This window comes from Microbacterium pumilum (assembly GCF_039530225.1).
Lineage (GTDB): Bacteria > Actinomycetota > Actinomycetes > Actinomycetales > Microbacteriaceae > Microbacterium > Microbacterium pumilum.
The window spans coordinates 1,446,433-1,461,082 of record NZ_BAAAOH010000001.1; the positions used below are offsets into that span (position 1 = coordinate 1,446,433).

12 protein-coding genes are annotated in these 14,650 nt (G+C 68.1%); 7 read left to right on the forward strand and 5 right to left on the reverse strand.

Going from position 1 to position 14,650, the window contains the following annotated elements:
• Positions 1-131 precede the first annotated feature (131 nt).
• Together ABD188_RS06350 and ABD188_RS06355 are read left to right on the forward strand one after the other, a co-directional pair.
• The gene (locus tag ABD188_RS06350) at positions 132-977 is read left to right on the forward strand and encodes a PfkB family carbohydrate kinase (protein ID WP_344059623.1); all 846 of its coding nucleotides are present in this window, start codon (positions 132-134) and stop codon (positions 975-977) included.
• Positions 974-1,933 carry a nucleoside hydrolase gene (locus ABD188_RS06355; protein ID WP_344059626.1) on the forward strand — a complete coding sequence of 320 codons (960 nt, stop codon included), beginning with the start codon at positions 974-976 and terminating at the stop codon, positions 1,931-1,933. Before ABD188_RS06350 ends, ABD188_RS06355 begins: the two co-directional genes overlap by 4 nt.
• Here the strand turns inward: ABD188_RS06355 and ABD188_RS06360 are convergent.
• Positions 1,918-2,997 (reverse strand): LacI family DNA-binding transcriptional regulator, encoded by a 1,080-nt coding sequence (locus ABD188_RS06360; RefSeq protein ID WP_344059629.1) that lies wholly within the window; start codon positions 2,995-2,997, stop codon positions 1,918-1,920. The two genes, ABD188_RS06355 and ABD188_RS06360, sit on opposite strands and share 16 nt — an antisense overlap.
• A 272-nt stretch (positions 2,998-3,269) precedes the next feature.
• Here ABD188_RS06360 and ABD188_RS06365 point away from each other — a divergent pair, with 272 nt between their 5' ends.
• The 4 genes from ABD188_RS06365 (at position 3,270) to ABD188_RS06380 (ending at position 5,940) form a co-directional block, all read left to right on the forward strand.
• Complete coding sequence (locus ABD188_RS06365; RefSeq protein WP_344059632.1) at positions 3,270-3,428, forward strand: hypothetical protein; 159 nt, start codon at positions 3,270-3,272, stop codon at positions 3,426-3,428.
• 40 nt (positions 3,429-3,468) lie between these two features.
• Positions 3,469-4,560 (forward strand): alpha/beta fold hydrolase, encoded by a 1,092-nt coding sequence (locus ABD188_RS06370; protein ID WP_344059635.1) that lies wholly within the window; start codon positions 3,469-3,471, stop codon positions 4,558-4,560.
• 121 nt (positions 4,561-4,681) lie between these two features.
• Entirely contained in the window at positions 4,682-5,527 is an 846-nt protein-coding gene (locus ABD188_RS06375) for a class I SAM-dependent methyltransferase (protein WP_344059638.1), read from the forward strand.
• 149 nt (positions 5,528-5,676) lie between these two features.
• Positions 5,677-5,940: a hypothetical protein gene (locus tag ABD188_RS06380; RefSeq protein WP_344059641.1), complete on the forward strand. Its 264-nt coding sequence runs from the start codon at positions 5,677-5,679 to the stop codon at positions 5,938-5,940.
• A gap of 25 nt (positions 5,941-5,965) precedes the next feature.
• Here the strand turns inward: ABD188_RS06380 and ABD188_RS06385 are convergent, their stop codons facing one another.
• Together ABD188_RS06385 and fdhA are read right to left on the reverse strand one after the other, a co-directional pair.
• Positions 5,966-6,367, reverse strand: coding sequence for a GlcG/HbpS family heme-binding protein (locus tag ABD188_RS06385; protein WP_344059643.1), 402 nt, complete (start codon positions 6,365-6,367; stop codon positions 5,966-5,968).
• 62 nt (positions 6,368-6,429) lie between these two features.
• Positions 6,430-7,650: a formaldehyde dehydrogenase, glutathione-independent gene (fdhA, locus tag ABD188_RS06390; protein ID WP_344059645.1), complete on the reverse strand. Its 1,221-nt coding sequence runs from the start codon at positions 7,648-7,650 to the stop codon at positions 6,430-6,432.
• A gap of 109 nt (positions 7,651-7,759) precedes the next feature.
• Here fdhA and ABD188_RS06395 point away from each other — a divergent pair, with 109 nt between their 5' ends.
• Entirely contained in the window at positions 7,760-10,705 is a 2,946-nt protein-coding gene (locus tag ABD188_RS06395) for a glycosyl hydrolase (RefSeq protein WP_344059647.1), read from the forward strand.
• 373 nt (positions 10,706-11,078) lie between these two features.
• Here ABD188_RS06395 and ABD188_RS06400 read toward each other — a convergent pair whose 3' ends face one another.
• Both ABD188_RS06400 and ABD188_RS06405 read right to left on the reverse strand, forming a co-directional pair.
• Entirely contained in the window at positions 11,079-11,876 is a 798-nt protein-coding gene (locus tag ABD188_RS06400) for an alpha/beta fold hydrolase (RefSeq protein WP_344066889.1), read from the reverse strand.
• Entirely contained in the window at positions 11,876-14,596 is a 2,721-nt protein-coding gene (locus ABD188_RS06405; RefSeq protein ID WP_344059649.1) for an MGH1-like glycoside hydrolase domain-containing protein, read from the reverse strand. Before ABD188_RS06405 ends, ABD188_RS06400 begins: the two co-directional genes overlap by 1 nt.
• Between the last annotated feature and the right edge of the window lie 54 nt (positions 14,597-14,650).

Below are 14,650 nucleotides of genomic sequence, written 5' to 3' on the forward strand. Positions count from 1 at the left end.
TTCCCTCGTGTGCATCGCACGGTTCGAGAGCTCCGGATGCCGCGCCCGCCCGAATGGACTGTCGGCCATGACCCCGTTACGGTGCTCACTATGACGCGTCCGGCGAAATCGCTCTTCCCGTCGGAGCCAATGTGACCGTCCGCCCTGAGCTCACGGTCGTCGGAGCGATCAATCTCGATCTGACTGCGCGCGTGCGACGTGCGCCCGAGCGGGGCGAGACCGTCGCAGACGGCATCCTGACCCGGCAGTCGGGCGGCAAAGGCGCGAACCAGGCCGCGGCCGCGGCGCGGCTGGGAGCGCGGGTGCGTCTGATCGGCGCCATCGGCGATGACCCCGACGGCATCGAGCTGCGGCGAGCACTCGACTCCGCCGGCGTCGACACGACACAGGTGCAGGTGGTCGAGGCGGCCACCGGCACCGCACTCATCGTCATCGATGCGACGGGCGAGAATTCGATCGTCGTGTGTCCGGGCGCGAACTTGCAGATCGACGTGCGCCGCATGACGGTGGACCCGCACGCACCGGTGATCTCTCAACTCGAAGTGCCGATCGACGTGGTGGCTCACGTCGCGACGCAGACGGACGGCTTCTTCGTGCTCAATCCGTCGCCGGCGAGGGCGCTGCCTTCCGCCCTGGCGCAGCGTGTGGACCTGTTCATCGTCAACGAGGGCGAGTATGCCCAGCTGCCCGAGGTGCACGCCGCGCCGCTGGTCGCCCTGACCCTCGGCGCAGACGGCGCGGTGCTCTATCGTGACGGCACCGAGATCGCTCGAGCGCGGGCGACAGCCGCGAGGGTGACGAACACGGTCGGCGCCGGTGATGCGTTCGCCGCCGCGCTCACACTCGGGCTCATACGCGGCGACGAGCCGGCCGTCGCGCTCCAGCGCGCCTGCGCCGTGGGAGCGGCTGCCGTGGCGGACGACCGATCCCAACCGGACTTCCTGCCCCTGACCGACTACCCCGGAGCACCCCGATGAATTCGCCCGAAGCGATACCCCTCTATCTCGACTGCGACACCGGGATCGACGACGCGCTGGCTCTCGCATACCTCCTCGCCGAGCCGGCGGTGCGCATCGTCGGGATCGGAACGGTGTCGGGCAACGTGTCGGCCGAACGGGCAGCGAGCAACACGCTCGCACTGCTGGAACTCGCGGGCAGGACCGACATCCCCGTGGCGGTCGGTGCGACGGATCCGCTGCACGGGACATTCCACGGCGGCGCGCCGCAGGTGCACGGCAAGGACGGGGTCGGTGGCATCGGACTCGTCCCGGAGACGTCCGCCGTCGTCGCCGCCTCGGCCGTGGACCTGTTGCGCGATCTCGCAGACGAGTGGTCCGGTCAGCTGCATGTGCTCGCCGTGGGTCCCCTGACGAACCTCGCCCGTTTCGCGTCGACCCACCCCGAGTCGGTATCGAACATCGCCGACGTCGTCGTGATGGGCGGGGCGTTCGATCGGCGCGGGAACGTCAGCGAGACCGCCGAGGCCAACATCCACAACGACCCCGAGGCCGCGGCCGCCACGTTCGAGGCCGAGTGGCCGATCACGATCGTGCCGCTCGACATCACGATGGACCATGCGCTGACGGAGGCGGATGCGCGGCAGATCGAAGCCATCCAGGGGAGCCTCCCGCCTCAGCTCGCCGCCATGCTGGCGACGTACCTCGACTACTACGAGCAGGGTGTGTTCGGCATCCGGCAGTGTGCCCTGCACGATCCGCTGGCGGCGATCATCGCCGCGGACGCGGCCGAGGTGCTGCGCGAAGACCAGCCTGCAGCCGTGCGCGTGGAGACGGAGGGGGAACATCGCGGGCGCACTGTGGCCGTGTCGGATGTCGCCCTTGCGTCATCCCACGATCGACGGATCGTGCTCGAGATCGCTCACCCCGCCGCCGCGACGCTGATCACGGCGCTGCGATCTTACGACTGGCCCTGATCGGCGTTCGCAGGAGAACGTCCGGCGGTGCTCTCGCGGATGCGCAGCCGGGGCTCGAGGATGATCGTGGTGTGCGAATGCGTGTCGGCCGGCTCGGTGAGCTCGGCGACGAGCAGGCCGACCCCCGCGGCGCCGATCTCTTCGCCACGCATCTCCACCGAGGTGAGGGGAACGGCGCCACCCCACGCGGCCGAGTTGTGGTCGCATCCCATCACCGCGATGTCGTCGGGGATGCGGATGCCGCTCGACGCCAGCTGATTCACGATCGCCATTGCAAGCACGTCGGTGACCGCCAGGACGGCATCGGGGCGCTGACCGGCGGGCAGCGCGACCAGATCCTGTCCGATCCGAGCACCCTCGCGGGGCTTCAGCCCCTCGGCGAAGAGCTCGGTGAGAGTGACGGCTCCGTCACTCTCCGCGACGGCGCGAAGAACACCCGCGCGCCGCAGGACCACTGGCTGGTAGTCCACGCGCGCGATCACGAATGCGAGGTGAGTGCGTCCGAGGTCGATCAGGTGGCGAGCCGCGAGGTAGCCGACCGCCTCGTTGTCGACCAGCACCCGGCACGAGGGAACTTCGCCGTCATAGTTCAGCTCGACCACAGGGCATCCGAGCCGTCGGGAGCGTTCGATGCCCTCGCCGTGGTCGGCCATCGGCGCGACCAGCAGCCCGGCGACGCGCTCGTCGTTCAGCGCACTCATGTGCGCATCGAGCAGAGTGGGATCGTCGTCCGCGAATGCCAGCTGCAGGTACAGGCCGTGCTCGAGGGCACGGCGCTGGGCGCCGCGCGCGATATCGACGAACAGCGAGTTGCTCAGGTCGATCGTGACCAGCCCGATCGTCTTCGACCGACCGTGGGCCAGGGCGCTCGCGAGCTTGTTGCGCGAGAACCCCAGCGCCTCGATCGCCTCGAGCACCCGCTCTCGCTTTTCCTGGCTCACGATCGCCGGACGATTCAGCACGTTCGAAACGGTTCCCGTCGAGACGCCCGCGCGCTTGGCCACATCCAAGATGCTCGGGCGGATCGGCCCGTCGGCACCGGGTCTGCGCGGAGAATCGGACACTGACAGGCCCTCCTCGGGTGCGGTAGCGCGGCCGGCCGCTCGAATCGGCGGCCGATCGCCGGCCGTTTCGCGGATCTGACGGCAATCCTTGCACCCCCGTCGCGCCGCTGCGAATGCCGGCGCAGCCACGGCTTGGCCAGGCGGAGTTGATCCGGCCCGTCGTCGTGTCGGTGCTCGGTCTCTGAGGTATTGCTCCGACAAGCCCGGTACGCGCCGGGGCCGGCGCTGTCAAGCCATCGACGCGACCGCCTCGAAGCGGCGAGAGTGTGACGATGACCGGACTCGCAGTCATTCTGCTCATCATCGGAATCGTCCTCCTCCTCCTCGGCGTCTTCGTCGCGGCGGCGAAGTTCCTCCTCTGGATCGGCATCGTCATCGTGGTGATCGCCGTCATCGTCTGGCTGATGAAGTACATCCGCCGCTCGACCTGATCCCTTCGCTTCACGCACCCGGCCTCCTAGACTGGCGGCCGTGGGCACGACCGAGGCGGACGCGGTGCAGGACATCCGCTTCGCGCGCTCGGCCGACGGCGTCGGGATCGCCTACGCCGTTCACGGCTCGGGACCGCCGCTGCTGATCGACGCGTGCTGGCTGAGCCACCTCCAGTTCGACTGGCAGAGCCCGGTGTGGCGTCACTTCCTGGTCGAGCTCGGTCGAGTCGCCACCGTCATCCGGTATGACGAGCGCGGACACGGTCTGTCGGACCGCGGTGTCACGGATCACAGCCTGCAGGCTCGGGTCGCGGATCTCGAGGCTGTCGCCGACGACGCGGGATTCGACCGATTCGCCCTGATGGCGATGGCGCAGGGCGGGCCGGTGGCGATCGAGTACGCCGTGCGGCATCCAGCGCGACTCACGCGCCTGATCTTCTACGCAAGCCACGCCGGAGTGCCCCAGGGGGCGTCGCAGGACCAGCTCGAGCTGGATGAGGCGTTCCAGTCGCTGATCAAGGTGGGCTGGGCGCGGCCGACATCCGAGTTCCGTCGCGTCTTCACGAGCATGATGATCCCCGACGGCACCGAAGAGCAGATGAAGTGGATCGACGACCTGCAGGTGATGGCCGTCGATGCGGAGACTGCGGCGCTCGCCCGGTCGCAACGCCAGTTGACCGACTCGAGTGACCGCCTGCCCGAGCTCGACCTGCCGACGCTCGTGGTGCACAGTCGGGGCGACCGCATGGTCGACTTCGCGCGCGCACGGCACCTGGCATCCAATATCGCGGGCGCGCGACTTGTGGCGCTCGACAGCGAGAACCACATCGTGCTGGCGGATGAGCCCGCGTGGCCCGTGTTCCTCCGCGAGGTGACGGACTTCCTCGCGCCTGACCGCGTCTCCGGCGGCGTGGAGTCGACCGCCGAGGATGTCACGGACGTGCTGTCGCCGCGTGAGCTCGACATCCTGCGGCTTGCCGCCGAAGGCCTCGACAACGATGCCATCGCGGGCGAGCTGGTGCTGTCGGTGCGAACCGTGGAGCGGCACCTGCAGAATGCGTACGCCAAGCTCGGACTGCAGGGCCGGACTGCGCGCACGGCGGCGGTCGCGCGGCTGCTCTCGCACACCTGACCGACTACGCGTCAGCCGCCATCGCCCCGCGTCACACGGGTGAGGATTGCGCGCTGGCGCCGATGTGGCGGGGTACGGGTCGTTTCTACGGTTGCGGTATCAACCACCGACCGGAGGAATCATGTCCACCACAACCACCACCTCGCCGCGGATCACGGCGACGCCCGAAGACCGGGCGCTGAAGGCCAAGCACGCCGCCATGTGGGCGAGCGGCAGCTACCGCACCGTCGTCGAGGATGTCGTCGGCTCGCTCGGCGGCATCCTCGTCGACACCGTCGACGTGCGGCCGGGACAGCGTGTACTCGACGTCGCCGCCGGCACCGGAACGTCGGCCATTCCGGCCGCGCGTCGGGGCGCCGACGTGGTCGCGACCGACCTGACACCCGAGCTGCTCGACGTGGGCCGCGCGGCGACTGCCGCCGAGGGCCTCGACATCACGTGGCAGACCGCGGACGCCGAGGCGCTCCCTTTCGCCGATGCCGAGTTCGATGTCGTGCTGTCGAGCATCGGCGTGATGTTCGCGCCTCACCATCAGCTCGCCGCGGATGAGCTCGTGCGTGTCACGCGCTCGGGCGGCACGATCGGCGTGCTCAGTTGGACACCGGAAGGCTTCATCGGCCAGATGTTCGCCGCCATGAAGCCCTACGCGCCGGCGCCGCCTCCCGGAGCATCGCCGGCGCCGCTGTGGGGTCGCGCCGACCACGTGCGCGCACTGTTCGGCGACGAGGTGACCGACCTCGTGGCCCGCCAACAGGCACTGCGTGTGGAGCGGTTCGCCGACGGCGCGGAGTTCCGCGACTTCTTCAAGGCCAACTACGGCCCGACGATTGCGGTATACCGCTTCCTCGCGGACGACCCCGAGAAGGTCGCCGCACTCGACGCCGACCTCGCCGCGCTGGGTGACCGGTTCCTCGCGGACGGCGCAATGGCCTGGGAGTACCTGCTGGTGACGGGTCGGCGCAGCTGACGCACTGGCCAGGGCACATCGGGACGCAACGAGACGGATCGGATCGCTTCGGCGGTCCGGTCCGTCTCGTGTGCGGCGTCTTGGAGGCTTGGACAGGCTCAACGACCGATGCTCGGCCTCGGCCGGTCCAGGTTTCGCCGGAATCAGGCGTGCAGAACCTGCGCTTCCTGGACCGCGGGATGATCAGTGACGTCGAGCGCGTGCGGCCGGTCCAGGTTTCGCCGGAATCAGGCGTGCAGAACCTGCGCTTCCTGGACCGCGGGATGATCAGCGACGTCGAGCGCGCGCGGCCGGTCCAGGTTTCGCCGGAATCAGGCGTGCAGAACCTGCGCTTCCTGGACCGCGCCCTATTGAGAGCGGTGCTCGGCCCCGTCGTATGGCGCGGATGTCGGGACCGCCCGCGGACGTGGTGACCCGAGCCGAGAAGGGCAGCACTGACTAGAAGGCGGCGGCTCCTGCTTCGGCCACCGAGTGGTCCTGTTCGCCCGACCCGCCGCTCACCCCGACGGCGCCGACGACCTCACCGTCGCGAGAGAGCGGGATGCCGCCCGCGAAGATCGCGACCTTGCCGCCGTTGGTGGTGTGGATGCCGAAGAACTGCTGCGTAGGCTGCGAGTTGTCGCCGAGGTCCTTGGTGGTGATGTCGAAGGCTCTCGAGGTCCAGGCCTTGTTGATCGAGATGTTGACGCTGCCGATCCAGGCGCCGTCTTGGCGCACATGGGCGACGAGGTTTCCCCCGGAGTCGACGACGGCGATGTTCATGGGCTGACCGATCTCGTCGGCCTTCTTCTCGGCGGCGGCGATGACGCGACGAGCGTCTTCGAGGGTGACGGTGGGCATGGGCGTTCCTTTCAATCGGGGTGACGACATGACGAATGCCGCGGGCTTGCGGCAGCGGCGGCTCAGGCCGCCTTGATGTACCCATTCGGGTTGAGGACGAACTTGCGTGCTGCGCCCTGGTCGAAGTCCGCATACCCCTGCGGAGCCTCATCGAGCGAGATCGCGGTCGCGTTCACGGCCTTCGCGATCTGCACCTTGTCGTGCAGGATCGCCATCATGAGCTGACGGTTGTAGCGCATCACGGGACACTGCCCGGTGGTGAACGACAGCGACTTGGCCCAGCCGAGTCCGAGGCGGATCGACAGGGATCCGACCTTCGCGGCGTCGTCGATACCGCCAGGGTCGCCCGTGACATAAAGACCGGGGATGCCGAGGCCACCGCCCGCGGCGGTGATCTCCATCAGCGAGTTGAGCACCGTCGCCGGCGCCTCGTGCGCGGCATCCGATCCGTGTCCTCGTGCCTCGAAGCCGACCGCATCCACGCCGCAGTCGACCTCGGGAACGCCGATGATCTGCTCGATCTGGTCTTTGGGTTCGCCGGTGGACACGTCCACCGTCTCGCAGCCGAACGAGCGCGCCTGCGCGAGCCGCTCTGCGTTCAGATCGCCGATGATGACGACGGCGGCACCGAGCAGCTGCGCACCGACCGCTGCGGCGAGTCCGACCGGGCCCGCACCCGCGATGTACACCGTCGAACCGGGAGCCACGCCGGCGGTGTAGGCGCCGTGGAACCCCGTGGGGAAGATGTCGGACAGCATGGTCAGGTCGAGGATCTTCTCCAGTGCCTGGTCGCGGTCCGGGAACTTCAGAAGATTCCAGTCGGCGTACGGCACGAGGACGAACTCCGCCTGACCGCCGACCCAGCCCCCCATGTCGACGTATCCGTACGCGCTCCCGGGCCGATCCGGATTGACGTTCAGGCAGATGCCGGTCTTGCCCTCTTTGCAGTTGCGGCATCGTCCGCAGGCGATGTTGAACGGCACCGAGACGATGTCGCCCACCTTGATGAACTCGACGTCCGGGCCGACGTCGATCACCTCGCCGGTGATCTCGTGCCCCAGCACCAGCCCCTCGGGCGCGGTGGTGCGCCCGCGGACCATGTGCTGGTCCGACCCGCAGATATTGGTGCTGACCGTGCGAAGGATGGCGCCGTGCGGGACCTTGCGACCGATGTTCGCGGGATTGACCCCTGGGCCGTCCTTCAGCTCGAACTCCGGATACGGCGTATCGATGACCTCGACCACGCCCGGGCCCTTGTAGGCCACAGCTCTGTTCCCCGACATCATTGTCCCTTCGCGAATCGCGCCATCCCCACGCTCCTCCACGGGATCGAAGTTCGCAATAGCACCAGAGGGTGATGAAATCGTTTCACTCACGTTCGAAGGAGAACCGATGTCGACTGTCGATGACCACCTGCGAAACCTGCAGGACCCGCCCATCGAGTTCCGACCGGAGCTGCGCTGGTGGCTCGCGGAAGGACTGCACACCGACGAGACGCTGCGCTTCGAGATCGACGCCGCGCACCGGCTCGGCTTCGGCGGCATGGAGTTCCTCGCGATGGATGAGGCCGCCATCGATCACAGCCGGTACGGCTGGGGATCGGAGGAATGGGTGCACGACTCGGCGATCGTGGTCGAAGAGACGACGGCGCGCGGGATGTCGGTGAGCTTCACATCGGGCACCAACTGGTCGAACGCCAACGTGCCGACCATCGACGCCGACCACCCGGCAGCCGCGAAGGAGCTCAACTTCATCGTCGAGTCCGTGCGCCGAGGCGCCGGCCGCGATGGCGCGCTCCCCCGGATCGACCTCGACGAAGATCGTGCGGTCGGGATGCTGCCCGGCCATCGCATCGCACCGAGACAGCAGCACTTCGTGGCGGCCGTCGCCGCTCCCGTGGTATCCGAAGGGGCGTCCGGCGCGGTGATCGACGTCGACGGGATCGTCGACCTGACGGCATCCGTCGTCGATGACACGCTCGCGTGGGAGCCCGCCGACGACCGCGACTGGCGACTGTTCGTCTTCTGGTGGCACGGCACCGGGCAGACGGCGTCTCCTTCTGCGAGCGTGAACTACACCGTCAGCTACGTCGATCGCGACGGCGCAGACGCCGTCATCGAGTACTGGCGCGACATCGTGCTCACGCCGGCACTGCGCGAGCAGATCGACCGCAATCCGCGGGCGCAGATGTACATGGACTCGCTGGAACTGACGACGTGGGGCGCCGGCGGGATGTTCTGGGGGCACTCCGTCGCGGAGGAGTTCCGCACCCGCAGGGGCTACGAGATCCGCCCCTGGCTGCCGTTCCTCACGCGGCAGATCATGATGATGGCCGCCGCCACGACGTACCTCTACGAGCCGACCGCCGAGCACGCCACGACGGTCGCGAAGGTGCGGCACGACTACGTGCAGACGCTCACCGACCTCTACATCGAGAACATGCTGCGTCCGTTCGCGCAGTTCCTCCACGAGAACGGGATGCTGCTGCGCTCCGAGATCAGCTACGGCCTGCCGTTCGAGCTCACCCGCCCCGGGCCAGAGGTCGACGGCATCGAGACGGAGTCGCTCGAGTTCGGATCGCAGATCGACGCATACCGGCTGCTCGCGGGCCCCGCTCACCTGTTCGGCAAGCAGTACTCGTCGGAGACCGGGGCGACGACGCGAAATCACATGCTCGACCACCGCTTCTACGACCAGATCATCGCGACGCAGCTCGCGGCCGGCGTCACCAAGACCGTGCTGCACGGGTGGGCGAGCACCGCCGGTGCCGAGGACACGACGCAGTGGCCGGGCCACGAGGGGATGTGGTCGATGTTCTCGGAGCGGTTCGACCTGCGTCAGCCCGCGAGCGAGTTCTACCCGCTGTGGAACCGGGCGATCGGCCGGTTCCAGTACCTCCTGCGTCAAGGGCGGCCGCGCATCGATGTCGGGATCCTCCGCACCGACCACTTCGTCGACAACCTCTCGGGGATGGTGTTCCACGACGGGAACGGCGAGCGGGTGCCAGACGAGGACGCCTACGGGCAATGGTGGATGCGCAACCGCGAGAACCACTGGTGGCAGGACCTGGGGATGCAGGATGCCGGCTGGAGCTACGACTTCTTCGACCCGAGCCTCCTCCTCCACGAGGACGTGACCTTCGGCGACGGGGTTGTGCAGCCGGACGGGCCGGGCTATCAGGCTCTGATCGTCTACCAGGAGGCGCTCGATGCGGCAGCCGCAGCCCTGCTGCTGGACTGGGCACAGCAGGGGCTCCGGGTGCTCATCGTCAACGGGGCGCGCGAACTCAAGCTGCTGCTGACGCGCGATTACACGACGCATGACCGCGCCGCCTCGCAGACGCCCGGCCTCGACGGCCGCGACGACGAACTCGAGGCGACGATGCGGCAGCTGCGCGCTCTGCCCGGCGTCGCCGCGATCGACGACCCGGTCAAGACGGTCAGCGCCCTTCGTGGCCTCGGCGTCGTCGGACGGGCCGAGTTCGTGGACGACAACCAGAGTGTGCTGACGTATCTGCGCGAGGACGGGGACCTGCTGCATCTGTACGCGTACAACTTCCTCTACGAGACGGGCGAGCCGACGACGGTCGAGGTGATGCTCCCGGGCGAGGGCTTCGTCCATCGGATCGACGTTTGGAGCGGGGATGCCGCACCGCACCACGGAGTGCGCATCGCCGACGGACGGACGGTGCTGAGCGTGCGGCTCGCACCTGGGGAGACCGCTCTGTTCACGGTCGATCGCTCCACGCCGACGGTGGAATCCGCCCCGGATGATCTCTGGGAGGCCACGAGCATCGACGAGTGGAGCATCAGCGTCGAGAGCTGGGATGCGGGCGAGCCGGTCGTGCTCCGCGAGGATCGCGGCCTCGGGTACGAGACACGGGAGGCGCGCCCGACGACCGCGGTGACCCTCATCCGCTCAGCGAGCACCGCGCTCGCGTCATGGCAGGACCTGCCGGATGTGGGTCCCGAGGTGTCGGGCGTCGGTGAGTACTTTGCGGTGTTCGAGCTCAACGCTCGGCCGGACGGCGGTGCGCGAGTGCTGCTCGACCTGGGATCGACGAACGGCGGACTCGGCTCGGTCGTCGTGAACGGCGGGGAGGCGCGCGGGTTCGACACGTCGCATCCCCTCGTCGACATCACGGATGCGGTCCGTGCCGGGCGGAACGACCTCACCGTTCGCGTCGCGAGTTCGCTCAACAACCGCCTGATCGCGCGCGGCTACTACGAGACGTTCCACGACATCGCCCTCGGATTCCTCGGTCAGGAGGGATACCACGCCACGCGCGTTCGACCACACGGGCTCGTCGGACCAGTCCGCGTGCTGCGCACGGGCTGAGCTCGGGTCAGCGCCGGCGCACTCGCGCGGTGCGTTCGCTGACGAGCGTCACCGGATCAGCCCCGGCGAGCGACCCTGTCACGCGGATGGCGCGGCCGCTACGCGTCCCGCGGGCTCTCGTGCGCTTCGGCGGCTGCACCCGACGCGCGCAGCACCTTCCGCAGCAGCCGTCGCAGATCATCGCGCTCGTCCGGGGTGAGCGCGTCCGTCAGAACGTGCTCGACGCTCGACGGATGAGGAAGCCGGTATAGGCCGAGGGCTCCGCGCTGCTGGGGCCGTGCCGCCTGCGATTCCGGTATGCATCACTGTAATTCTGGCGCGTGGTCGGGGGATGAGTGCCGATCGGGTCGCCGCGTCGCCGGCAAGGACACGCCTATTCCCGCGTGAGGAACTCCACGCCGGTGTCGCGGAACACCCGCGAACCCGGCGCATTGAAGTGATGTCTGCCGGGGATCTCGGCGAATTCGCCGGCCGGAGTCACCGCGGCGAGGTGCTTCGAGCGTTCGAGGATCGCGTCTTCGCTGCCGGTGGCGAACAGCACCGGCTGCTGGGGCGGTCGTGCCGGATCTGGATCGGAGTCCCCGAGCCGCATGCCCTCGGCAAGCGCGATGAGCACCAGCAGGTCATTGCCCGGCACGCGCTCGGCGAGGGTCACGTAGGTCTGGGTCACCCGGTCGGCGATGGCCATGCCGCTGACGGCATATGCCCGTGCCTGTTCGACTTCGAGGCGGGCGAGGGGGCGTCCGTCGGGGATTCCGCCGAGGATGCCGCGAGTCACGCGGTCGGGCGCGTCGACGAGCAGCTGCCACCCCACTCGGCCGCCCAGCGAGTATCCCGCGTAGAGCACGCGGTCGAGCATGTGGGTGTCGAGCACCGTCAGCAGATCGCCCACGAGAGCCGTCATCGTGTAGTCACGCGGATCGTGTGGCTTGTCACTGGCGCCGTGGCCGCGCTGGTCGACCCCCAGTACGCGGAAGCCCGCACGCAGGAGGTCGCGCACCCAGCCCGTGCTCACCCAGTTGTCGCGGCAGCTCGATGCGAAGCCGTGGACGCACAGGACGGTGGGCGCGGCATCCTCACCCCACGAGTAGGTCGCGATCCGGTGCCCCTCGGCCGACATCACGAACTGCGGCGGCGGCACTTCAGTGAGCGGCAACCCTGTGCGGGTCATCACGAGGCCTCAGTCCTTCGGCCGGTGGCCGCACCGGGCTGCAGCAGATCTCGCAGCGAGCCGATCTGCGAGTTCGGGGTTCTTCGGATGAGGTCGGCGACGATCCCGGTCCACCCCGTCTGGTGCGATGCGCCGAGCCCCGCGCCGTTGTCGCCGTGGAAGTACTCGTTGAACTGCACGAGGCCCGCCCACCGGGGGTTGTTCTGAAGCGTGTCGACGTCTCCATACGCGGGCCGGCGCCCGTCGGGTCCGATCAGGAAGATCGAGATGAGGCGTCGCCGAAGGTCGTCGGCGATGTCGTCGAGCGTGCGCTGGATGCCGGATCCGGTCGGGTACTCGAAGGTTCGCGTGTCACCGAAGAATGCCCCGTACGCGCCCAGTGCGCTCACCAGCAGATAGTTGAGCGGGAACCAGATCGGACCGCGCCAGTTGGAGTTGCCCCCGAACATGTTGTTGGTCGACTCAGCCGGTTCGTAGTCGATCGACGCGCGGAAGTCTCCGATCCGGAGTTCGTAGGGCTGGTCGCGGTGCGCCTGGGAGATGGCGCGAAAACCGTGCGGTGAGAGGAACTCCCGCTCGTCGAAGATCCGCGCGAAGATGCGGTCGATCCGGTTCATGTCGACCACCCCGAGCAGCAGCTGCCGGGCACCCGGTTCGCCTCGCAGCAGCCCTGCCGCCCGAGCAGATTCGAAGTTCACGCGATCGGGTCCGAGCATGCGCGAAAGCTCCTTGCCGAGCACCTCCGCGCGCTCGATGAGCGATTCGCCCACGACCACGCTGGCGAGCACCGGCAGTACGCCGACCAGCGATTTCACCTCGACCGGCACGCTCGTGCCGTCCTGGAGTTCGATGCGGTCGTAGAACAGTCCGTCCGCTTCGCTCCAGAGTCCCTGGCTCTCGAACGCGCGCCGGATGAGCGCGAAGTGCTCGAGGAACTTCAGGCTGAGGTCCTGCGTCGGCTGGCCGTTCTTGCGGAGCACGGACGAGATCGCCGCCATCTCGAGCGAGTACAGCGCCATCCATGCGGTCGCGTCGGACTGGTGCAGTCGTCCGGCGACAGGGAGATGGTCGCGATCGATCGGGCCGATGTTGTCGAGCCCGAGGAATCCACCCTCGAAGAGGTTCGAGCCGTCGGCATCCTGCTGGTTGACCCACCACGTGAAGTTCACGAGCAGCTTGTCGAAGGTGCGCCGGAGGAAGGCGACGTCCGTCGCTCCATCGATGGCGAACACCTCGAGGGCGGCCCACGCCTGTACCGGAGGATTGACGTCGTCGAACGACCACTCGTATGCCGGGAGTGCTCCATTCGGGTGCTGGAACCACTCGCGGCAGATCAGGATCAGCTGATACTTCGCGAACGCCGGATCGATGTGCGCGAGGGCGACGCAGTGAAACGCGAGGTCCCACGCCGCGAACCACGGGTACTCCCACGGATCGGGCATCGACATGATGTCGAACGAGTTGAAGTTGCGCCACCGGGCGTTGCGACCGCTGAGACGGGATGCCGGTGGCACGGGCTGACCGGGATCCCCGTCGAGCCAGCGGCCGACGTCATAGTAGAACAGCTGCTTGGACCACAGCATCCCGGCGAACGCCTGTCGCATGACGAGTGCCTCGTCGGCGCCGACGTCGACGGGAGTGAGCTCTTCGTAGAACTCGTCGGCCTCACGTCGACGGGTGTCGGCGACATCCGTGAATTCGCTCTCCAGCGCTTGCGCCTGATCGCCCGGCGCCGACCCACGAGGCCGCAGCCGGATGCGGAGTTCGACCGTCCCACCCGCCGGCACCTCGACCTGGTACCCGAAGGCGGCCTTGGTGCCCTGCCGTTCCGGGTTCACGGTCGCCGATCCCGACACGACGTGGTCGTTGATGCCGTCTTTCGGGTATGCCGGCCCATCCGGATCCCCGAACAGGCGGGCGGTATTGGTGTCGTTGTCGCAGAACAGCGTCCGGGGGTCGGTGCCGTCGGGCGCTGGTGCGGCGATCACCTCGAGTTCGCCGAACAGCGGGTGCTCGACCTCGATCGTCGAGCCGGCTCCGGCACGCAGCGACGGGCGGCCGACCTCATCGCCCCATGACCAGGTGTTGCGGAACCACACCGTCGGCAGGACATGGATCGTGTCGGCTTCGGCGGACGCGTTGGTCACCGAGATCGACATCAGGATGTCGGTCGGATCCGCCTTCGTGTATTCGACCTCGACGCTCCAGAAGCGGTCGTCGTCGAACGCGCCGGTGTCCAGCAACTCGTACTCGGGGTCCAGCTTGCCGCGCCGCCCGTTCTCTTCCACGAGGTCGCCGTAGGGGAATGCGCACTGCGGGTAGTGGTAACGCCACCTGTTGTACGCGTGGCTCGGCAGGGAGTCGACGAACCACCAGTACTCCTTCACATCCTCGCCGTGGTTGCCCTGCGATCCTGTGAGGCCGAACATCCGCTCTTTGAGGATCGGGTCGCGACCGTTCCAGAGTGAGAGCGCGACGCAGAAACGCTGCTCTACGTCACTGAATCCCGCCATCCCGTCCTCGCCCCAGCGGTACGCCCTCGATCGGGCGTGATCGTGCGGAAGGTAGTCCCAGGCGGACCCGTCGGCGCTGTAGTCCTCGCGGACTGTTCCCCACTGCCGCTCGCTCAGGTAAGGACCCCACAGATACCAGTCGCCGGCCTGCAGCAAGCCGTCCTCGAGGTGTCCGAAAGTCGCAGTTCGGTCGCGTTCGACGCTCATCGCTGCATCCGTTCCGGCAGGGCCGCCGGGCCGTTGCCGGCGCCGGAGGGCGAT